24 protein-coding genes are annotated in these 18,065 nt (G+C 66.7%); 16 read left to right on the top strand and 8 right to left on the bottom strand.

What is annotated here, in order from left to right:
- Window position 1: 1 nt before the first annotated feature.
- Window positions 2–433, top strand: coding sequence for a TIGR03618 family F420-dependent PPOX class oxidoreductase (locus tag J3E61_RS08775; protein ID WP_192724831.1), 432 nt, complete (start codon window positions 2–4; stop codon window positions 431–433).
- Here the strand turns inward: J3E61_RS08775 and J3E61_RS08770 are convergent.
- Both J3E61_RS08770 and J3E61_RS08765 read right to left on the bottom strand, forming a co-directional pair.
- A complete protein-coding gene (locus tag J3E61_RS08770; protein ID WP_192724830.1) occupies window positions 430–879 on the bottom strand; it encodes a hypothetical protein in 450 nt (149 codons plus the stop codon). The two genes, J3E61_RS08775 and J3E61_RS08770, sit on opposite strands and share 4 nt — an antisense overlap.
- Window positions 880–961: 82 nt before the next feature.
- Complete coding sequence (locus J3E61_RS08765) at window positions 962–1,360, bottom strand: hemophore-related protein (RefSeq protein ID WP_192724829.1); 399 nt, start codon at window positions 1,358–1,360, stop codon at window positions 962–964.
- 346 nt (window positions 1,361–1,706) lie between these two features.
- On the opposite strand from J3E61_RS08765, the gene J3E61_RS08760 reads away from it, so the two are divergent.
- The 4 genes from J3E61_RS08760 to J3E61_RS08745 are packed head-to-tail and all read left to right on the top strand — an operon-like array spanning window position 1,707 to window position 3,881.
- Window positions 1,707–2,075: a VOC family protein gene (locus J3E61_RS08760; protein ID WP_210083282.1), complete on the top strand. Its 369-nt coding sequence runs from the start codon at window positions 1,707–1,709 to the stop codon at window positions 2,073–2,075.
- A 4-nt stretch (window positions 2,076–2,079) separates the two neighbouring features.
- Window positions 2,080–2,493: a VOC family protein gene (locus tag J3E61_RS08755; RefSeq protein ID WP_192724827.1), complete on the top strand. Its 414-nt coding sequence runs from the start codon at window positions 2,080–2,082 to the stop codon at window positions 2,491–2,493.
- Entirely contained in the window at window positions 2,490–3,350 is an 861-nt protein-coding gene (locus J3E61_RS08750; RefSeq protein ID WP_192724826.1) for a rhomboid family intramembrane serine protease, read from the top strand. The genes J3E61_RS08755 and J3E61_RS08750 overlap by 4 nt, the downstream gene beginning before the upstream one ends.
- Before the next feature lie 51 nt (window positions 3,351–3,401).
- Window positions 3,402–3,881 (top strand): GtrA family protein, encoded by a 480-nt coding sequence (locus J3E61_RS08745; RefSeq protein ID WP_192724825.1) that lies wholly within the window; start codon window positions 3,402–3,404, stop codon window positions 3,879–3,881.
- On the opposite strand, the gene J3E61_RS08740 is transcribed toward J3E61_RS08745, so the two are convergent.
- Window positions 3,870–4,817, bottom strand: coding sequence for an RNA polymerase subunit sigma-70 (locus tag J3E61_RS08740; RefSeq protein WP_192724824.1), 948 nt, complete (start codon window positions 4,815–4,817; stop codon window positions 3,870–3,872). The two genes, J3E61_RS08745 and J3E61_RS08740, sit on opposite strands and share 12 nt — an antisense overlap.
- A gap of 121 nt (window positions 4,818–4,938) precedes the next feature.
- On the opposite strand from J3E61_RS08740, the gene J3E61_RS08735 reads away from it, so the two are divergent.
- Both J3E61_RS08735 and J3E61_RS08730 read left to right on the top strand, forming a co-directional pair.
- Window positions 4,939–5,655, top strand: a complete 717-nt coding sequence (locus J3E61_RS08735) for an SDR family oxidoreductase (protein ID WP_210083281.1) — start codon at window positions 4,939–4,941, stop codon at window positions 5,653–5,655.
- Window positions 5,656–5,665: 10 nt separating this feature from the next.
- A complete protein-coding gene (locus J3E61_RS08730) occupies window positions 5,666–5,953 on the top strand; it encodes a hypothetical protein (protein WP_210083280.1) in 288 nt (95 codons plus the stop codon).
- A 3-nt stretch (window positions 5,954–5,956) separates the two neighbouring features.
- Here J3E61_RS08730 and J3E61_RS08725 read toward each other — a convergent pair whose 3' ends face one another.
- Window positions 5,957–7,867 carry a potassium transporter Kup gene (locus J3E61_RS08725; protein WP_210083279.1) on the bottom strand — a complete coding sequence of 637 codons (1,911 nt, stop codon included), beginning with the start codon at window positions 7,865–7,867 and terminating at the stop codon, window positions 5,957–5,959.
- 33 nt (window positions 7,868–7,900) lie between these two features.
- Between J3E61_RS08725 and J3E61_RS08720 the strand changes: the two genes are divergently transcribed.
- The 3 genes from J3E61_RS08720 to J3E61_RS08710 are packed head-to-tail and all read left to right on the top strand — an operon-like array spanning window position 7,901 to window position 10,606.
- Window positions 7,901–9,067, top strand: a complete 1,167-nt coding sequence (locus J3E61_RS08720; RefSeq protein WP_210083278.1) for an alpha/beta hydrolase — start codon at window positions 7,901–7,903, stop codon at window positions 9,065–9,067.
- 6 nt (window positions 9,068–9,073) lie between these two features.
- A complete protein-coding gene (locus J3E61_RS08715) occupies window positions 9,074–9,877 on the top strand; it encodes a hypothetical protein (protein WP_210083277.1) in 804 nt (267 codons plus the stop codon).
- Window positions 9,878–9,886: 9 nt separating this feature from the next.
- Window positions 9,887–10,606 carry an enoyl-CoA hydratase/isomerase family protein gene (locus tag J3E61_RS08710; protein WP_210083276.1) on the top strand — a complete coding sequence of 240 codons (720 nt, stop codon included), beginning with the start codon at window positions 9,887–9,889 and terminating at the stop codon, window positions 10,604–10,606.
- On the opposite strand, the gene J3E61_RS08705 is transcribed toward J3E61_RS08710, so the two are convergent.
- A complete protein-coding gene (locus J3E61_RS08705) occupies window positions 10,599–11,264 on the bottom strand; it encodes a class I SAM-dependent methyltransferase (protein ID WP_210083275.1) in 666 nt (221 codons plus the stop codon). The genes J3E61_RS08710 and J3E61_RS08705 overlap by 8 nt on opposite strands.
- 121 nt (window positions 11,265–11,385) lie before the next feature.
- Between J3E61_RS08705 and J3E61_RS08700 the strand changes: the two genes are divergently transcribed.
- Genes J3E61_RS08700 through J3E61_RS08680 form a run of 5 tightly spaced genes read left to right on the top strand, consistent with a single transcriptional unit; the run spans window position 11,386 to window position 15,469 of the window.
- Window positions 11,386–12,342, top strand: coding sequence for a DUF4129 domain-containing protein (locus tag J3E61_RS08700; RefSeq protein WP_210083274.1), 957 nt, complete (start codon window positions 11,386–11,388; stop codon window positions 12,340–12,342).
- Entirely contained in the window at window positions 12,339–12,821 is a 483-nt protein-coding gene (locus J3E61_RS08695) for a hypothetical protein (protein ID WP_192724816.1), read from the top strand. The genes J3E61_RS08700 and J3E61_RS08695 overlap by 4 nt, the downstream gene beginning before the upstream one ends.
- On the top strand, window positions 12,818–13,789 hold the full coding sequence (locus J3E61_RS08690) for a MoxR family ATPase (RefSeq protein ID WP_210083273.1): 972 nt from the start codon (window positions 12,818–12,820) through the stop codon (window positions 13,787–13,789). Before J3E61_RS08695 ends, J3E61_RS08690 begins: the two co-directional genes overlap by 4 nt.
- Before the next feature lie 4 nt (window positions 13,790–13,793).
- Entirely contained in the window at window positions 13,794–15,059 is a 1,266-nt protein-coding gene (locus tag J3E61_RS08685) for a DUF58 domain-containing protein (RefSeq protein ID WP_210083272.1), read from the top strand.
- Complete coding sequence (locus J3E61_RS08680) at window positions 15,056–15,469, top strand: hypothetical protein (protein ID WP_210083271.1); 414 nt, start codon at window positions 15,056–15,058, stop codon at window positions 15,467–15,469. The genes J3E61_RS08685 and J3E61_RS08680 overlap by 4 nt, the downstream gene beginning before the upstream one ends.
- A 139-nt stretch (window positions 15,470–15,608) precedes the next feature.
- On the opposite strand, the gene J3E61_RS08675 is transcribed toward J3E61_RS08680, so the two are convergent.
- Complete coding sequence (locus J3E61_RS08675; protein ID WP_210085485.1) at window positions 15,609–16,283, bottom strand: DUF899 domain-containing protein; 675 nt, start codon at window positions 16,281–16,283, stop codon at window positions 15,609–15,611.
- Between the two features lie 68 nt (window positions 16,284–16,351).
- On the bottom strand, window positions 16,352–16,813 hold the full coding sequence (locus J3E61_RS08670; RefSeq protein WP_192724812.1) for a hypothetical protein: 462 nt from the start codon (window positions 16,811–16,813) through the stop codon (window positions 16,352–16,354).
- A gap of 145 nt (window positions 16,814–16,958) precedes the next feature.
- Between J3E61_RS08670 and J3E61_RS08665 the strand changes: the two genes are divergently transcribed.
- On the top strand, window positions 16,959–17,603 hold the full coding sequence (locus tag J3E61_RS08665; protein ID WP_210083270.1) for a TetR/AcrR family transcriptional regulator: 645 nt from the start codon (window positions 16,959–16,961) through the stop codon (window positions 17,601–17,603).
- A 69-nt stretch (window positions 17,604–17,672) separates the two neighbouring features.
- Here J3E61_RS08665 and J3E61_RS08660 read toward each other — a convergent pair whose 3' ends face one another.
- Window positions 17,673–17,936, bottom strand: coding sequence for a hypothetical protein (locus J3E61_RS08660; RefSeq protein WP_210083269.1), 264 nt, complete (start codon window positions 17,934–17,936; stop codon window positions 17,673–17,675).
- Window positions 17,937–18,065: the final 129 nt, after the last annotated feature.

The following is an 18,065-nucleotide window of genomic DNA, read 5'->3' as shown; positions in this document are numbered from 1 at the left end:
CATGACCGCCACCACATTCGACCCGCATGCCCTGATCGCCGAGAGCAGGCTTGGGGTGCTCGCCACGATCAAGGCCAACGGCCTGCCTCAGCTATCGCCCGTGACTCCGTACTACGACCGCGACGCGGGCGTCATCTATGTCTCGATGACCGAGGGCCGCGCCAAGACGGCGAACCTGCGCCGGGATCCGCGCGCCGCGCTCGAGGTCACCAGTTCCGACGGGTGGGCGTGGGCCACGGCCGAGGGCTCCGTCACGCTGACCGGACCGGGCACCGACCCTCATAGCGCCGAGGTCGAGGCGCTCGTCGATTACTACCGGGCTGCTGCCGGGGAACATCCGGATTGGGACGAGTACCGGGCGGTGATGGTCTCCGATCGCCGCGTGTTGATGGCGTTGACCGTCGACCGCGTGTACGGCGAGAAGATCCGCTAGCCGCCCGGGTTGGCGGGCGGCGGCGCGCCGCCAGGATTGCGGGCGATGATCTGCCCGAGTTGGCCGAGCGCACCCATCAGATCGCCGGGACCCGCTTGCGGCGGCACGGGTGCGTCCGTCAGCTGCCAGGTCTGGCATTCGTTCGTGGTGAACGAGGTGTCGGTGGCGTCGATCTGAACGATCTGGGCCTTCTTGGACAGGGCGTTGTCCACGATCGTGTTCCCGTTGGTGCGCTTCCAGTAGCAGGCTCCGTCGCCGACGGGGCCCGCCGAGCTGTACGTGCCGGGTTGGATGTCCTTACCGACGGCGTAGGTGCCATCGCCGTCGATGGTCGTCTTGGGCCCTGGCGGTGGGGCTGGAGTGGGATCGGCGGTGGCGACCGCGGGCGATGCGGCCAAGCCGGCGAGAAGAATCGCCGCGACCGCGGTTGTGCGTGTCGACCTCATTCGACCAGAGTAGACGTTAAGCCCTGCTAACGAAAACCGCCCGCTACAGCGCGCGGCTGCAGCGGGCGGTTTGTGCGTGGCTCTAGCCGGCCATGAACTCGCCGTAGGCCGAAGCCAGTTCCGGCGGCAACACCGAGACGTTGCACTGACGCTGGGTGTCGCCGATCGGCGCCAAGATGCCCTTCAGGTCGTAGTACTCCTGCGGGTTGGCGGTGAAGTAGCCGCGCAGCGTTGCCGATGCCTGGTCGCGCGGCTGGCTGAACGCGGCCCCGACCGCTTGGTTGGCGCTGGGGTGGCCGTTCAGGTAGGCGCGCGCCGAGCCCAACGTCGTGCTGACGGTGTTGGACACCCCGGCCGCAGAGCAGTCAGGTGCGGCTGTTGCGGTCGGCGCGGCGATGGTTGCTGCAGCTACGCCCCCGAGCACGCAGCCGACAGCCACACCGGCGACGCGACGGCGCGCAGTGGTACCACTGAATTTCATGATCATTTCTTCCTTTGAATTTGCGATTTGTCGCTGTTTCCCCGTCCCTGAAAACCAAGGTAGCTGAACTCGAAGAGTGCAAATTCCGGATGCGGCGGCCGCCGGGGCACGACGAAAAGCGTTACAGCGCAACGGAGTGAGATTGCCCGCAATTTGCGCCGATTTCGATAAGTCATCGACCAGATCCGGGCGGAGATCTTGAAAACTCTCAATATTTGCCGCGGCCTCTTAAGTGATCGTGATTTGCATAGTGATCGAATTGTTATTCGGGCGTCGGTGACACGCCGTCCGCGTGAGCCGGACTCCAGCACGGTTAGACGGAGACGCGACCGGTAATTCCGACGCCATGATCGGACAACTTCGCGCAGTGGTGGTTGACGCCAGGGAACCGAAGGCTCTGGCAGAGTTCTACGCCGGCCTCATCGGCGGCACGGTGGACGTTCAGGACGATACGTGGGTGGTGCTGACCGACCCCGCGGGCCGCAGGCTGGCATTCCAGTATTCGCCCGAACATGACCCGCCGCAGTTCCCCGATCCGCACGGGTCGCAACAGTTCCACCTCGATGTTCTCGTCGATGACATCGGAGAAGCCGAGCCAAAGGTGCTCGAACTCGGCGCTTCCCGCGTGACCGAAGCAGTCGACGAGAGTCAGTTCCGGGTGTTCCGGGATCCGGCCGGGCACACGTTCTGTCTGGTTTGGGGAGTCGACCAGTAGTCTCGTGGCCGTGCGCTTCGACCTGCTCAGTCCCGCCATCGAAGTCGGCCTCGTCACCACGAACCTCGACAAGATGGTCGCCTTCTACGAAGGCTTCCTGCAGCTCGAATTGCAAGGCGAGGTCGAGTTTCCCGGCGGTTCGCAGCGGCGGTACTCGCTCGGCAAGAACGTGGTGAAGCTGGTGACGTTCGACTCGCCACCGCCGGAACCGGCAGCGCCGGGCGGCGGCCGGGCTCAGGCAGGCGTCCGCTACTTCACCATCGGAGTGCAGAACCTGCACGCTGTGGCGGCGGCGTTCGCCGAGTCCGAGTACGAAATCGTCGAGCCGGTGACCGAATTCGCTCCGGTGCCGGGGATGGGGTGGATGTTCGTCGCCGACCCCGACGGCAACTGGATCGAGTTGTTCGGAACGCTGTGAACTACCCGACCACGCCGCAGGCCGCACCGACCTGCTACCGGCATCCCGATCGCGCGACATATGTGACCTGCACGCGATGTCACCGCCCCATCTGTCCCGAATGCATGCGCAGCGCCGCGGTGGGTCACCAGTGCGAAGAGTGCGTACGCGAGGGCGCAAGAACGGTCCCTCAGCCGCAGACCGCGTCCGGCGCGCGCCTGACGACGCACACGCCCGTCGTCACTTACGCGCTGATCGCGATCAACGTGGCGATGTACCTTCTGCAGAAAGCTTCGCCGAACCTGCAGAGCGATCTCGTGCTGCATTCGCCCTCCGTCGCGGCCGGCGACTGGTATCGCCTCGTGACGTCTGCGTTCCTCCATTACGGCATCCCGCATCTGCTGTTCAACATGTACGCGCTCTACGTCATGGGCCCGTCACTGGAGAGTTGGCTGGGCCGACTGCGTTTCATCGCGCTCTACGCGTTGAGCGCGCTTGGCGGCTCTGTCCTGGTGTATCTGCTCTCGCCGCTCAACGCGGCGACAGCGGGCGCATCGGGCGCGGTGTTCGGACTGTTCGGTGCGGCGTTCGTCGTCGGTAAGCGGCTCAACCTCAACGTGGGTTGGGTGGTGGGGCTCATCGCGTTGAACCTGGCTTTCACGTTCGTGATTCCGGCGCTGGGAGGGCAGCAGATCAGCTGGCAGGGCCACATCGGCGGCCTTGTCACCGGGGCGGCGGTGGCAGCCGCGTACGCGTATGCACCGCGTGAGCACCGGACGCTGGTCCAGGTGTCAGCGACGGTTGCGCTGCTGGCGGCGTTCGCCCTACTGATCGGATGGCGGACGGTCGATCTGCTGACCCGGTTCGGCATCACCTGACGTTTGCCCGCTGCTCAGCAAGCAGCCACCTGGCCATGCCAGCGTTGCTGCATGAGCGTGCAGCCCGAGGCATCCCTGCGGCCGGTCGAGCGCTTCCATCGGTGTTGCGAGGTCGTCGTTGCCCGGCTGCCGTTCGGGCTGAATTCCGTTGTGGCGCCGACCTTTCTGGGCTTCGTCATCCTCAACGGCTGCACGTTCGGAGTCGATCTGGTGCTCCTGAGCGCGCTACACGGCCGGCTAGGCGTCCCACTGGCCGTCGCGGTGACAGTGGCGTATGCAGGCGCATTCACGCTGAGCTACCTACTCAATCGCATACTGAACTTCAGATCGCACGGCGCGGTCGGCCCGCAGTTCGCGGTGTACGTGGCGGTGGTCGTCGTGAACTACCTGGCGTTCATTCTCGGCGTCTCCAGCGGGCTGACGGCACTCGGCGTCGAGTATCACGTCGCGCGGATCGCGGCGGGTGCCTGCGAAGCGGTCTACATGTACAGCGCGATGCGCTGGGTGGTGTTTCGGCCGTCATCGCGTTGACGGCAGGCCGAACACCGCGAACAGCCCGGGATCAAGAAAGACGGTGATCGCGCCGATTCCGTCCTCGCCGGGAGTGAGCACGTGTATCGCGTGGGCCTGCAGCACGCCCGCGGCGTCGCGGCGGTAATCCGCAACGGCCGGTTGACCATTGGCGGATGTCGGAACCATCGACACAGCGCCGGGTTCGGTGAACGCACGCGCGGACAGGAATCGCGTCACCGCGTCGCGGCCGGTGAACCAGACGGCGAACGGTGGCATCTCGAGCGTGACGTCGGCCCGCAGGAGCGCGGTCAACGCGGCCATGTCGCCGTTTTCGAAAGCCGCACAATAACGTTCGACGAGTGCGAGCAGCTCGCGGTCTTCGGGTTCGGGAATCTCGTCGTCGCTGGGCGCGACGGCGGCGAGATGGGCCCTGGCCCGCTGCAGCGCGCTGTTGACCGCGGCCGGTGTGGTCTCGAGGAGTTCAGCCACCTCGGCGGCGCTGAACTGGACCACGTCGCGCAGGATCAACACCGCCCGCTGGCGGGCGGGCAGTTCCTGCATCGCCGTCACGATCGCCAACCGGATGCTCTGCCGTGCCGTCACCGCGGTCTCCGGTGTGAACGTGTCCGGAATCGGCTCTAGCCACGGGAAGCCGGCCTTGCTCGCGTCGATGTCGACATCGGGATCGATGGAACCGGCGCCGAGTCCGGCGGGCAGCACGCGGCGGGCGCGGTTCTGCAGCGCGCGCAGGCACGCGGTGGTCGCGATGCGGTACAGCCAGGTCCGCAACGCTGCACGTTCCTCGAACGCCTCGTAGCCGCGCCAACCGCGCAGGTACGTCTCCTGCACCAGGTCCTCGGCGTCCTGCACCGAGCCCAGCATCCGGTAGCAGTGTGCGATCAACTCGGCGCGAAACGGCGCTGCCTGCTCGATGAAGTCCTGCTGGGCCGGCACGGCGCCCCTCCTACCTACCTATCGCGCGTATCGCGGTCTTTCCAATACAGATACGCCCGGCGGCCGGAATTCATCGACCAGCACCCGACGAATCCAGCTCCCGGCATGCATCTGACTTGATATGAACCAACCCAACAACACCATTGCCGGTTCCACCGTGATAGTGACCGGCGCCAGTCGAGGATTCGGTCGCGGTATCGCCGAGGCCTTCACCGCAGCGGGAGCCGAGGTGATCGGCGTCGCCCGCGGCGGGGGCACCGTCACCGCCGATGCCGCCGACCCCGCAACCGCCCACCGGCTCATCGAGCGGTACCAGCCACGCACGGTCGTGCTGTGTGCAGGAGCGGCGCCGCAGATGAGCCCGCTGCAGGAGCAGACGTGGGAATCCTTCAGCAAGAACTGGAATGTCGATGTGGCCCAGGCATTTCACTGGGTCCGGGAAGCGCTGCTGCGGCCCCTTGCGCCAGGCAGCACCGTCATCGCGGTCTCCAGCGGCGCGGCGATCAACGGATCGCCGCTCAGCGGCGGCTACGCCGGAGCCAAGGCCACCGTCAGGCTGATCGCGGCCTACGCGGCACTCGAGTCGCAGCGCGCCGGGCTCGGCATCGACTTCGTATCGGTGCTGCCTACGTTGACGCCTTCGACCGAGCTGGGTGCTCAGGCGGTGGCGGCCTATGCCGAGCGCCAGGGTGTCGACGTAGAGGAGTTCGTGCTGTCCCTTCCGGCTGTGCTGACCGCCGAGCAGGTCGGCAAGTCCGTGCTCGAGCTGGCCACCGCGGGACCGCAGGAACACCGCGCATACACGCTGAGCTCCGCGGGTTTGTCGCCGTTGGGCTGAGCAGACGCGAATGTGGGTATCCGTCAGCATGGCGTTCAAACTCACATACATCGACGGACAAGAAGACACCTACGACGACGACACCAAGTGGGAGGTCGACGACGGCGTTCTCAAGCTGGGTCGTGGCGACGGCGATTGGTCGGTGCTCGTCTCCCCGGGTCATTGGGCGACGATCGAGCTCGGCAAGGGCAAGAAGGACGGCAAGAAAGACAAAGACGAAAAGGACGAGACGAAGGACAAGGCGAAAAGCGACGACAAGGACGACAGCGACGACGACGACGACAAAGAAGACGGCTGACGCTCAGACCTCGATGCGTGAGCCGATGATGACCGTGCGGTCCAGCGGCAGATTGAAATACGCCGCGGCGTCGGCGGTGATGTAGGACGTCGCGATGAAAAGGCGCTTGCGCCATGGCGACATCGTGGCGTCGTCGCCCACCATCAGCTCCAGCTTGGAGAGGAAGTACGAAGCCGTGTCCACGTCGATGTGGCCTTCGGTGTGCGCGGGATCGAGAAGTCGCAGCGCCGCAGGAATATCCGGCCGTTCCATGTAGCCGTAGCACACGTTGACGTGGATGATGCCGTCTCGCTTGTAGCCGAGTTCGTCGATCGTTATCCGCTCGTCGTCGGGGACCCGTGGCACGGGCATCGTGTCGAGAGACATCACGACGGCATGCCGGTGCAGCACCCGGTTGTGCTCGACGTTGGCCCGCATCGCAAGCGGCGCTGTCTCCTTGCCGCGGTTGAGGAACACCGCCGTGCCAGCCATCCGCACCAGAGGCGGCTCGCAGTCGCGAAGGCCGTCCACGAACTCGCGCAGCGGGCCTTCGGCCTTTTCCCTTGCGCGCGTGACGATTTCGCGCCCCTTCTGCCAAGTGGTCATCACCGTGAATGCGACGGTGGCGATCAGTAGCGGCAACCAGGCGCCGTGCACGAGCTTGGTCATGTTGGCGGCGAAGAACATCAAATCAACGAGCAGCACGAAGCCGCCGACGCTCAGCACCACCCAGAGGGGCCATCGCCATTTGGATCGGGCGTAGTAGAAGAACAGCGCGGCGACGATCGTGATCGTTCCTGTGACCGCCATGCCGTAGGCATAGCCCAGGGCGGCCGAGCTGCGGAACGCGAAGACGAGGATCAGCACCATCACCGTCAGCACGCCGTTGATCCATGGCACGTAGATCTGACCCATCGTGGACGCCGACGTGTGTTCGATGCGCAGCCGCGGTAGGTAGCCGAGTCGGGAGGCCTGCGACGCCACCGAGAACGCACCGGTGATCACCGCCTGCGACGCGATGACCGTCGCCGCCGTCGCAAGCAGCACCATCGGAATGCGGGCCCATTCTGGGGTGAGAAGGAAGAACGGCGCGCTCACCTTCGACTCGTCGGCGAGCACCAGGGCGCCCTGGCCGAAGTAATTCAGTGTGCAGGCCGGCAGCACGAGCCCCAGCCACCCGATGGTGATGGCCTTGCGCCCGAAATGGCCCATGTCGGCGTACAGGGCCTCGGCCCCGGTGACCGAAAGCACGATCGCGGCCAGCGAGAAGAACGCGATGTGAAAGTGGCCCACCAGAAACGTCAGTGCGTAGGTCGGGGAAAGCGCCTTGAGTATCTCGGGATTGTCGATGATGCCGAGCACTCCACACGCACCGATCGCCGCGAACCAGGCGATCATCACAGGCCCGAAGAACCGTCCGACCGCCGCGGTGCCGTGTCGCTGGACGGAGAACAACCCGACGATGATCACCGCGGTGATCGGCACGATGAATTCCTCGAAACCCGGCTGGATGACCTTCAGCCCCTCGACGGCCGACAGCACGGAGATCGCAGGCGTGATCATGCTGTCGCCGAAGAACAGTGACGCCCCGAAGATCCCGAGCGCGGCCAACACCATCGCGGTGCGGTGGCGGCGTTGGCCGTTCCAGCGGCGCAACAGCGTGATCAGCGCCATGATCCCGCCTTCGCCGTTGTTGTCGGCACGCATCACCAGCGTGATGTAGGTCAGCGTGACGATGATCATCACCGACCAGAAGATCGTCGACACCACGCCGTAGACGTTGGCCGTCGAAATCGGCACGGGGTGCGGGTCGCCGGGATTGAACACGGTCTGAAGGGTGTAGATCGGGCTGGTGCCGATGTCACCGAACACCACGCCCAGTGCACCGATCACGATGGCCGGTCGCAGCGCCTGCCGAGTGTCCACGGTTGACATCGTTGCATCCGCAGGTGTCGGAGAAGATGAATCGTGCCTGTCGCCCCCGTCATAGCCGTCGCCGCCGCACTGCTCGTGGTGCCGACCGCACTCGCGGTGGTGGGCACCTATCTCCACACCGTGCCCTATCTCGGCCTCGTCACCGCGTATATGCCCTGGTACCTGCCGTGGCTGATCGTTGTGGCGGTGGCAGGCGGCGTGCTCGCGGTCGTGCACTGGCGGATGCGCAGCAGTCGCATCGGCGCCGCGCTGGCGGTCATCGCTGCGCTGACCGTCGCGGGCGGGGCGGTCATCGATGCCCGCATGGTCGCATCCGTTGAGCACGCAGGCGCCGACATCAGCCTGCTCGACACGTTCGGCGTTGGCGCGCCGAAACTCGCCGCACCCGACGACGAGGTGACGTACTCGACTCATGAGGGTGCTCCGCTGCGGCTCGCCGTCTTCCGGCCGCGCGAATCTCGTTCTCCCGCACCGATTCTCGTCTACATCCACGGCGGAGGCTGGGTTGCAGGGGATCTCACCGGCCACAGCGCGGACCTTCGGTGGTTCGCCGACCACGGGTGGCTGGTGGTCAGCGTCGACTACACGCTGTCCTCAGCAGACCGTCACCTGTGGGACGTGACGCAGGCGCAGCTCGGTTGCGCGCTGGGCTGGGTCGTCGCGAATGCCGCCAAGTACGGCGGTGATCCGACGCGACTGTCGGTGTCCGGGCACTCCGCTGGCGGAAACCTCGCGGTCAACACCGCCTACCTGTCCGCGGCGGGCAGGTTGCCGTCGTCGTGCGGCGGCACCATGCCGAGCGTCGCCGCGGTTTCGGCGGTGTACCCGGTGGTCGACCCGGCAGGCTTCTACGACAACCGCGACCCTGCGTTGGGCGCGACGTCGCGCGGCATGGCCGGCGCCTACACCGGCGGCTCGCCGCAGCAATTCCCCGATCGCTATGCCCGCATCGCCTCCGAGACCCACATCAGCGCCGACGCGCCACCGACGCTGGTCATCGTCGGCGAGGCTGACCATCTGGTGCCGGTCGACGGCACCTATCGGTTCGTCGAGCGGGCGCGGGCAGCCGGTGTCGACGTGGCGCTCGTCGAGGTGCCCTACGCCGACCACGTCTTCGACGGCAGGCGCGGCAGCATCGGCGAACAGGCGTATCGGCAGCTGACCGCGCGCTGGTTGCGCGACCACGGCCAGTCGCCGTAGCGGATCATGGGTGCCATGGCCGACGCACTCGACGAGCTGTACGAGGTCAAGCCCGAGGAGTTCACGGCGCTGCGGACAAAGCTGGCCGCGGCGGCCAAACAACGCGGCGATTCCGATTCGGCCGAGCAGATCTCGGCCGCACGCAAACCGACGACGGCGGCGTGGGTGGTCAACCGCCTCGCCATCCGGGACCCGGACACCAGGACGCGCCTCGCCGGACTCGGCGAGCGGCTGAAGGATGCGCACACCGCGATGGACGGTGAGCGCATCCGCGAGCTGTCCAGGGAGCAACGCCGACTCGTTGACGATGCTGCTAAGCAGGCGTTCGAGGAAGCCGAGCTCGCCGACCCGTCGGCCGCGCTGCGTGACGACGTCGTCGGCACCCTGCAGGCCGCGATCGCCGACCCGGACGTCGCCGCTCGACTCGGGCGACTGGCCAAGGCCGAACAGTGGTCGGGATTCGGCGAGTTCGGCGATACCGCAATGGTTTTCACGTCGTCACGCAAACCGGCGGCCACCCGCGAAAAACCGGCGGAACCGCCGAAGAAGGGCGACGACAAGGCCCGCGAGCGGGAGAAGGCGCGGGCGGAGCTGGTCGCGGCCGAGCGCGCGAAGGCCGACGCGGACGAGGCGCTGACCGAGCTGCAGTCCGATCTCGCGACCGCCCGGTTGCGTCGTGACGATGCCCGTAGACGGCTGAAGGACGCCGAAGAGGCGTTGGCGGCCGCAGAAGACGCCTACGCCAAGGGCAAGCAGGCCAGCCGCGACGCAGGGGCGGTGGTGAAGGCCGCGAAGGCCCGGCTGCGGTAGACAACTGTGATGGACGTGCAACTGGCCGACGGTGTGACGGTCGTCCGCATCGACCATCCGCCGGTCAACGCGTTCACTCTGGATCTGGTCCGGGACGCGACAGCCACGGTCCGCAACATCGACGGGCCGATCGTGCTGACAGGGGCGGGGGCCTGCTTCTCGGCAGGCGTGGACCTGCGCGCGATTCTCGACGGCCCGTCCGAGTACACCGACACCTTCCTCGCCGCGGTGTCGGAGGCATTCCTCACCGTCTTCGATCACCCGGCGCCGGTGGTCGCGGCGGTGAACGGCCATGCGATCGCGGGCGGTTGCGTGCTGGCAATGGCCGCCGACGTCCGCCTGATGTCCTCAGGCCTGATCGGGCTCAGCGAGGTCGCGGTCGGGGTGCCGTTCCCGGTCGCTGCTCTTGAGATCTGCCGGTATGCGATGGGCCCTTCGGTGACTCGTGCGGTGTTGGCCGCCGACAACATCGACGTGCCGGCCGCCGTCGAGCGCGGGTGGATCGACGAAGTCGTCACACCGGACGACCTCATCGGTCGCGCGGTCGAACTCGCCGGCTCGCTCGGGCAACATCCCGCGACCGCCTATGCGGCGATGAAGCAGCAGCTGCACCGGCACGCCCGCGCAGCGATCGACGCCGGTGACGAGCTGGACGCAAAGGTGCGGGCCATCTGGAAGTCGGCCGAGACGCGCGGCACGATCTCGGCGTTCCTCGACGCGCTCAAGTGATTGCGCGGCAGCTGATTTCCATGCTGTCGCCCTCGCGGACGGGGAAGTTCACGCTGACGTAGCCATTGCCGGGATCACGCACATGCTCGAGGTATGGCCGAGTGTCGGCCATCGAGGTGTTGTCGGCCACGATCAGCGCGCCGGGCGAGAGCTTGGGCTCCAGCAGTTCGGTCACCGGAAGGTAGAGCTCCTTCCATCCGTCGAGCAGGACGAAGCCGATCGGCCCGTCGACGGCCGCCAGCGTGGTCAGTGCATCGCCCTCGAGGACGGTGATCAGATCGTCGAGCCCGGTCTCGGCGAACGTCCGCTTCGCCGTGGCGACCTTTGCCGCACTCAGTTCCGTGGTGACGACTCGGCCGGTGCCGTTGTCGCGCACCGCCGACGCAAGATGGAGCGCCGAGATGCCAAGGGACATCCCGAATTCCACGATCGTGGCGGGCCGAGATGACCGCACCAGCGCATAGAGCAACCGGCCCGCATCCGGGGTGACCGGCATGTAGATCTCGCTGAGCGCATCGGCGCGCTCCTGTGCGCTTGCGTTGGCGACTCGTTCGAACAGGGCGCGGTCCTCGCGTAGCCGGGCGAACTGTTCGCCTGCTTCGGTGTACATGCGGTCGAGGGCGGACGCGACTCGGGCGTCCTGCAGTGTGGTGGTCACTCGGTCCAAGATAGCACCGCACCGATATATCGCAACGTATCGCGATGCAACGCTCAGAAACTCCGTCCGCAGCCTCGACGCCCGTGCCAGGATGGGATCAGCCCAGCCGATTGGTGTGCCGATGGCCGGTATCGAGAAGTCGACAGCGCGAGTGATCGCGGTGCTCGCGCTGTTGTTCGTCACCGCGTGGGCACTGCGCGGCTATCTGCCGGGCGTCGAACCGGCAGCCGACCGAACGCGGCCGGCAAGCAACCCGGCGGCGCTGATCGTCGATATCGCGTTGGTCAGCATCTCGGTCGGAATCATCGCGCTCGCGATCGTCGCGCGGCTGCGCAATCGGCAGGTGCGCCGCGCAGGGCCGACGTCGCTGCCGGAGGGGCGGGGCGCGATGGGCCGCCCGACATGGCGGTTGTCGCTCGTCGCGCTCGCAGTGGTCATTTCGTGGCTGCTGCTCGTGCTGGTGCTGTCGCGACTCGGGTTCGGGCAGCCGGGGGATCATTCTCCGACGGGCGCTGCGACCGCCGCAGATCCAGGCACTTCGGCGCAGCCCGGCCCCAATCCTGTTCCACCCCAACCGGATTCCACAGAGCAACCGGGTCCCAATGTCGTCGGCTACCTGATCCCGCCGATGCTCATCCTGATGGTGTTGGTGGTCTTCGGCACGGTTGTGGGCTCGCGCAGGCAGCGCCGTGCCACGACGTGGACCGCCGAGGGTCAGGTGCCCGAAAGCCCTCAGCAGCCCGGCGCGGCCGAATCCCTGGCGCGCGCAGCCGAAGTCGGCCTCGCCGAGATCGGTGACCTCAGCCGCGAACCGCGGGAGGCGATCATCGCGTGCTACGCCGCGATGGAGCGCGAACTCGCCCGCGTGCCCGGCGCGGCGCCGTTGGATTGCGACACCCCCTCGGAGGTGCTGGCCAGGGCCGTCGGCCAACATGCGCTCAACGCCGAGAGCGCGACGCGCCTGGTCGAGTTGTTCGAGGAGGCGCGCTTCTCACCGCACGTGATGAACGAGGGACACCGGGATGACGCGGTCGACGCGCTGAGGCTGGTGCTCACGGACTTGCGGAGCATGGCATGAAAAGGCTTGTCGCCGCGGGCATCTTCATCGTGGTACTCGTGGAGATCACCGCGATCGCGGTGCTCGACCGCGAAATCGTGCTGGTGGTCGTCGGCGCAATGGTGGCGTTGGTGTTACTGGGCCTGCGGTTCTATCTGGTGCGCGAGCGAGGCGACGAGTCGGACGCGACGGGCAACGACGCTGCGGAGTCGTTGCGCCGCTGGATGTCTCGCACCGAGACATTGATCAGCCGCGCGGAGTCGACGCGCAGGGACTGGGACCGCCACCTGCGGCCGATGCTGGCCCGGCAGTTCGAACTGGCGACCGGGCAGCGGCAGGCCAGGAATCTTGCGGCATTTCACGCCACCGGCACGATGCTGTTCGGACCGCAGCTGTGGCAGTGGGTGGACCCGCAGAACGTATCCCGATCCGGCGAAAGCGAACCCGGACCGGGCCGGGACGCCCTCGATGAGATTCTGCGACGGTTGGAGCAAGTATGACTCCGAATGCTGGACTGCCCGTGGCGACCACCACCGCCAACTGCGAAGCCGTGCTCGACGAGATCGGCCGGGTGGTGGTGGGCAAGCGTGGCGCGCTGTCGCTGATCCTGACGACCGTGCTCGGGGGAGGTCACGTCCTCATCGAAGATCTGCCCGGCCTCGGCAAGACGTTGATCGCGCGGTCGTTCGCGGCGGCACTTGGCCTCGACTTCACCCGCGTGCAGTTCACCCCGGACCTGTTGCCTGCCGACCTGCTGGGCTCGACCGTGTACGACATGCAGTCGGGCCGTTTCGAATTCCGCCGCGGGCCGATCTTCACCAACCTGCTGCTCGCCGACGAGATCAACCGGACGCCGCCGAAGACACAGGCGGCGCTACTGGAGTCGATGGCAGAAGGTCAGGTCAGCATCGACGGCGTCACGCACAAACTCCCGGCCCCGTTCATCGTGCTGGCCACCGACAACCCGATCGAATACGAGGGCACGTATCCGCTGCCGGAGGCTCAACTCGACCGCTTCGCGATCCGACTCGAATTGCGGTATCTGTCCGAACAGGAAGAGGCGTCGATGTTGCGGCGACGCCTGGACCGCGGTTCGGCGGAGCCGACGGTGAACCAGGTGGTCGATGCGCACGACCTGCTCGCCATGCGCGAGTCGGTCGAGCAGGTGACCGTGCACGACGACGTGTTGGGCTACGTCGTGTCGCTGGCCACCGCGACCCGCCAGCACCCGCAGGTGGCGGTGGGCGCCAGCCCCCGCGCGGAACTCGATCTGGTGCAGTTGGCCCGCGCCAGGGCGCTGCTGCTCGGCAGGGACTACGTGATACCCGAGGACGTCAAGTCGCTGGCCGTCCCCACCATGGCGCACCGGATCAGCCTGCGGCCGGAGATGTGGGTGCGCCGGGTACACGGGTCCGACGTCGTCGAGGAGCTGCTGCGGCGGCTGCCCGTTCCGCGGACAAAGACCTGACGACGTGATCGAAACCCGCACCACCGAAGTCGAGTTGCACTGGCGCCCTTCGCCTTTGACACGCTCGCTGGTGACGTGCGCGGCGGTCGCGTTGGTCGTCGCGGTGATCGGCGGTTACTGGCAGCTGGTCGCGTTCGCGGCCCCGATGGTCGGCGTACTGGTTTCGGTCGGGTGGCAGCGGCACGCGCCGAGGGTGCATGTGCACGCCGAGCCCGGCTCGCAGCGATGCTTCGAGGCCGAGGAGACCCGGCTGACGGTTTGGGTCAGCGCCGAAAGTGCCGACGCGACAGTGGCTCTCACCCTCGAGACCGTCGACGGCATGAGCCTCGAAACCGTCGACTCGGGGTCGCCGGAGCGTCAGACCGCGACCGTCACCGCCGACAAGTGGGGCCGCTATCCGATCGTGGCTCGCGTCAATGTCGTTGCCCGCGGGGGACTTGTCCTCGGCACCGGCGTCGTCGACGCCGCCACGGTGTTCGTGTTTCCGTTGGCTCCGCCGCAGGCGACGGCGATTCCGCGCACCGAACTGCTGGACCGGCTCGGCACCCATCTGACCCGGCACATCGGACCGGGCGTCGAGTACGCCGACGTCCGCCGCTATGTCCCTGGCGATCAGTTGCGCACGGTCAACTGGCCGGTCAGCGCGCGGCGCGGCAGCCTGCATGTCACTGAGCGGCTGACCGACCGCGCCGCGGACGTGGTGGTGATGATCGACGCGTACCCGCAACCGCCAGGCCCGGCCACCGAGGCCACCGACCGCGTCGCCCGCGGCGCCGTGCAAGTGGTGCAGAGCGCGCTGCGCAGCGGTGATCGCGCGGGCGTCGTCGCGCTCGGTGACCGCCACCCACGCTGGCTGGGAGCCGATATCGGGCGCAGGCAGTTCTACCGGATTCTCGACGCGATGCTGACCGCGGGCGACTTCGAGACCACACCGGGCACGCTTGCGCCGCGCGCCGCTCTTCCGCCCGGCGCGATCGTCGTCGCATTCTCCACCCTGCTCGACACGGAATTCGCGCTGGCACTGATCGACGTGCGCAAGCGTGGCCACACCGTGGTCGCCGTCGACGTGCTGGAGGGCGCGCCTTTCGAGGAGGAGCGTGACGGCCTGGTGGCCCGAATGTGGTCGTTGCAAAGGTCGTTCATGTACCGCGACATGCGCACGATCGGCGTCGACGTGGTGTCGTGGCGCGCCGACTCCACCCTCGATCAGGCGATGCAACTGGTTCCCGACCACCGCAGACCCGCGCGACCGCGGGCGGCGTACACATGAGCAACCGCGCCGTTTCGACGGCGTTCGGTCTGGTGATGGTGGCGTCGGCCGCAGCGCAGGCCGACGGTCCGGCGCTGATCGCGGCCGTCGTCGCGGCGGCTGCCGTGTTGGTGAGCCGTTGGCTTCGGCCGGCGGCCTCGGTCGCGGTGCTGTGCACCGTCGCGGTGATCGTGCTCGCCGACGCCGAGCCCGTGCTGGCCGCGACGGCGGGGCTGTGCGCGACGGCCTACCTGGTATTGCGACACACCGCGGCGGTCGGTTCGCCGACGGTGTTGGGAGCGGCGGGATTTACCGCGGCAGGGCTGGCGGCAGCGTCGCTTCCGTTCCAGTTGCCGTGGGTACCACTGCTGGCGCCGCTGGCGGTGCTGGGGCTTTACGTTCTGATGACTCGTCCATATTGGACGTCGTGATCTCGACACCGAGCGTCACAGGCATGCGTCGCCTGATCGCATTGTCCAGCCAGCCCATCAGCAACGCCTCTCTGTAGTTGGGCGGGAGATTAATTGACGCGGCTTTGGTACGTGAGCGTTTCGAAGTACTAATTTGCTGTCAAGTCCCCGTCGCCGGGTATTCGTCGTGTCGGCGCCACCACTGATAGGGCGGTGTTTGCGGGTAGCCGTCGGGGGAGTCCTCCCACTCCTCCTGACGGCCCAGCGCGGTGATGTCCAGGTATGACCACGTGCTACCCATCGCTTCGTCGCCACGGTTGTCGACGAAGTACGTGCGGAAAACCTCATGGCCGTCTCGCAGGAATGCGTTGGTGCCGTGCCATTCGTCGACCCCGAAGTCGGCGTCGAACGAATCGGTCAGGGTGAACCACGGGATGTCCCAGCCCATCTTCTTCTTCAACCGCGTGATCGCGTCCTGGGGCGCACGGGAGACGAACACCAGGGTCGTGTCGCGGGCGTTGAGGTGAGCCAGATGGCCGACCTGGTCGGCGAGCATCGAACAACCGGGGCAACCGGCGTCGGGCCAGCCGTCGACATCGGGCTGGAAGAAGAACCGGTAGACGATCAGCTGGCGCCTGCCGTCGAAGAGATCGAGCAGGCTGGCCGGACCGGCGGGACCATCGAAGAGGTAGTCCTTCTCGACGGCCATCCTCGGCATCCTCCGACGCTGAGCCGCCAGCGCGTCGCGGGCGCGCGTGTGCTCCTTTTCCTTCACGAGTAGTTCCTGGCGGGCGGCGTCCCACTCCTGTGGCGAGACGATCGGCGGCAGGTCCATCGGCGCATCTCCTTCGGTCGGTCCGAGGTATAGACACTCCGACCGGCCGAAAGTCATCGGCGTGAACCTCAGGTGGCGGCGTTGTGCGACGTCGTCTTCCGCCAGGAGTCTGCGCCTTTGGGGTGCGAGTTGATTTGGTGCTTGAGGCCTTCGGCATGGGTCGGCAGCCGGTCCCACTGGATCTGAATATGGTCGATGTGGGCGCGGTCGAAGACGACCGGCAGATCGTCGCAGGGTTTCGGCCATTGCTCGCTGTCCAACTCGAAGACCTGGTCGCCCGAGAAAAGGCCGACGCCTTCGGCCTGGACGACGTACGTGATGTGACACGGCGCCCGGCTCGCACCGGGGTTGCTTGCTGTGCAGCCGACGACATGCATCCAGCCCTCGACCGGATCACGCATCGTCTTGCCGCGATCGGCGGTATATGCGGGTCCCAACTCACCAAGCGCGTCGACCATATGATCGGGACCAAGCGTTGCTGGCATTCGCTCTCTGATCGCTCTTTCCAGCCAGCTGTCGAAGAAGCCCATCGTGCCCCTTTCCTGCCTTCGAGCGGACAGTAATTGACGATGTCGAAAAATGGAACCCGTTCTAGAAATATCCCGGCTGCGGACCGGGCACTGTCACAGTGCGTATCGGACCAAACGTTCCAATCCGGCGGGTTACAGTAAGTGGGTGCCGCAGCAAGACAGTCCAGCGACGCGGCCCAAGTTGACGTCACGCGGCGCTGCCACGCGCAACCGCATCGTTCTTGCCGCCGCCGAGTTGATGCATGTGCAGGGCGTCGCAGCGACCACGATCGACGACGTATTGGCGGCCAGCGCAGCGAGTAAATCCCAGTTCTACCAACACTTCGAGGACAAATCGGAGTTGGTGTACGAGGTCATCACGATGCGCGCCGACGAGATTCTGTCCTGGCAGCGGCTACGACTGGAGAAGGTCGATTCGTTTCGCGGGCTCTACCAATGGCGCGACGCGATGGTGCAGCGGTGCGCGCTGCGGCGGGGGCTGTGGGGTTGCGAACTCGGTTCTCTGGCCGCGGAATTGTCCGATACCGACGACAAGGCCAGGGCCTCGCTGTCGGAGCATTTCTCCGAGTGGCGGGGCCTGCTCGGTGCGGCGCTCGGGCGGATGCGGGACAACGGCGCGCTCGTCGCCGACGTCGACGTGAAATCCCTTGCGACAGGGCTACTTGCGGCGGTGGAAGGCGGATACCTGCTGTCCCAGACGGGACGGGACCCGCGGCTCATGCAGTCGGCGCTGAACATGGCGATCGGCCACGTAGCGTCCTTCGCGACCGCGGGCACAGCAGTGCGGTGAGAGCGCCAAAAACGCGGCCGGCGAAATGTCCGCCGGCCGCGATCTGGACCTGATCGACCAGTCCGGCGGCTAGTTGTCGCCGGGGATGGCCGTCGGCGCCGGTGGCGCCTTGACCGGAGGCGTGAACAGGTTGCCGCCGGTCGGGTTGATCGACTTCTCCGTCGGAGCGGGCGCAGGCACAGGCGCCGACGTCGTCTCGCTGGTGGTAGTCGTGGTGGTGGGCGTCGTGGTCTCCGGTGCCTTCTCGCCCTGACCACAGGCTGAGAGCACGCCCATGGCGATGATCGCGCCCATGCCGGCGGTAGCGGCGAGGCGACGGGTGCCTAACCTCATATTGCGTCCTATCTGTATCGAGAACTGAACTATATCGTCCAAAAAACCTGCTCGTCAACGTGACAATCGGCATCGCGCGGGACGCGGCCGTCCAACTCGGGGAGTGCTGTCAAGGGCGGGCCTGGTATT

This window comes from Mycobacterium sp. OAE908, assembly GCF_017872775.1.
Taxonomy (GTDB): domain Bacteria; phylum Actinomycetota; class Actinomycetes; order Mycobacteriales; family Mycobacteriaceae; genus Mycobacterium.
The sequence above is the reverse complement of the archived record's forward strand: the minus strand, read 5'-3'. Positions and strand labels throughout refer to the sequence as shown.

Bases quoted from the DNA above. Each gene is read 5' to 3' on its own strand.
- J3E61_RS08775 (WP_192724831.1), top strand. From the start codon at position 2: ATGACCGCCACCACATTCGACCCGCATGCCCTGATCGCCGAGAGCAGG.
- J3E61_RS08770 (WP_192724830.1), bottom strand. From the start codon at position 879: ATGAGGTCGACACGCACAACCGCGGTCGCGGCGATTCTTCTCGCCGGC.
- J3E61_RS08765 (WP_192724829.1), bottom strand. From the start codon at position 1,360: ATGAAATTCAGTGGTACCACTGCGCGCCGTCGCGTCGCCGGTGTGGCT.
- J3E61_RS08760 (WP_210083282.1), top strand. From the start codon at position 1,707: ATGATCGGACAACTTCGCGCAGTGGTGGTTGACGCCAGGGAACCGAAG.
- J3E61_RS08745 (WP_192724825.1), top strand. From the start codon at position 3,402: ATGAGCGTGCAGCCCGAGGCATCCCTGCGGCCGGTCGAGCGCTTCCAT.
- J3E61_RS08735 (WP_210083281.1), top strand. From the start codon at position 4,939: ATGAACCAACCCAACAACACCATTGCCGGTTCCACCGTGATAGTGACC.
- J3E61_RS08730 (WP_210083280.1), top strand. From the start codon at position 5,666: ATGTGGGTATCCGTCAGCATGGCGTTCAAACTCACATACATCGACGGA.
- J3E61_RS08725 (WP_210083279.1), bottom strand. From the start codon at position 7,867: ATGTCAACCGTGGACACTCGGCAGGCGCTGCGACCGGCCATCGTGATC.
- J3E61_RS08715 (WP_210083277.1), top strand. From the start codon at position 9,074: ATGGGTGCCATGGCCGACGCACTCGACGAGCTGTACGAGGTCAAGCCC.
- J3E61_RS08710 (WP_210083276.1), top strand. From the start codon at position 9,887: ATGGACGTGCAACTGGCCGACGGTGTGACGGTCGTCCGCATCGACCAT.
- J3E61_RS08700 (WP_210083274.1), top strand. From the start codon at position 11,386: ATGGCCGGTATCGAGAAGTCGACAGCGCGAGTGATCGCGGTGCTCGCG.
- J3E61_RS08695 (WP_192724816.1), top strand. From the start codon at position 12,339: ATGAAAAGGCTTGTCGCCGCGGGCATCTTCATCGTGGTACTCGTGGAG.
- J3E61_RS08690 (WP_210083273.1), top strand. From the start codon at position 12,818: ATGACTCCGAATGCTGGACTGCCCGTGGCGACCACCACCGCCAACTGC.
- J3E61_RS08680 (WP_210083271.1), top strand. From the start codon at position 15,056: ATGAGCAACCGCGCCGTTTCGACGGCGTTCGGTCTGGTGATGGTGGCG.
- J3E61_RS08675 (WP_210085485.1), bottom strand. From the start codon at position 16,283: ATGGACCTGCCGCCGATCGTCTCGCCACAGGAGTGGGACGCCGCCCGC.
- J3E61_RS08670 (WP_192724812.1), bottom strand. From the start codon at position 16,813: ATGGGCTTCTTCGACAGCTGGCTGGAAAGAGCGATCAGAGAGCGAATG.
- J3E61_RS08660 (WP_210083269.1), bottom strand. From the start codon at position 17,936: ATGAGGTTAGGCACCCGTCGCCTCGCCGCTACCGCCGGCATGGGCGCG.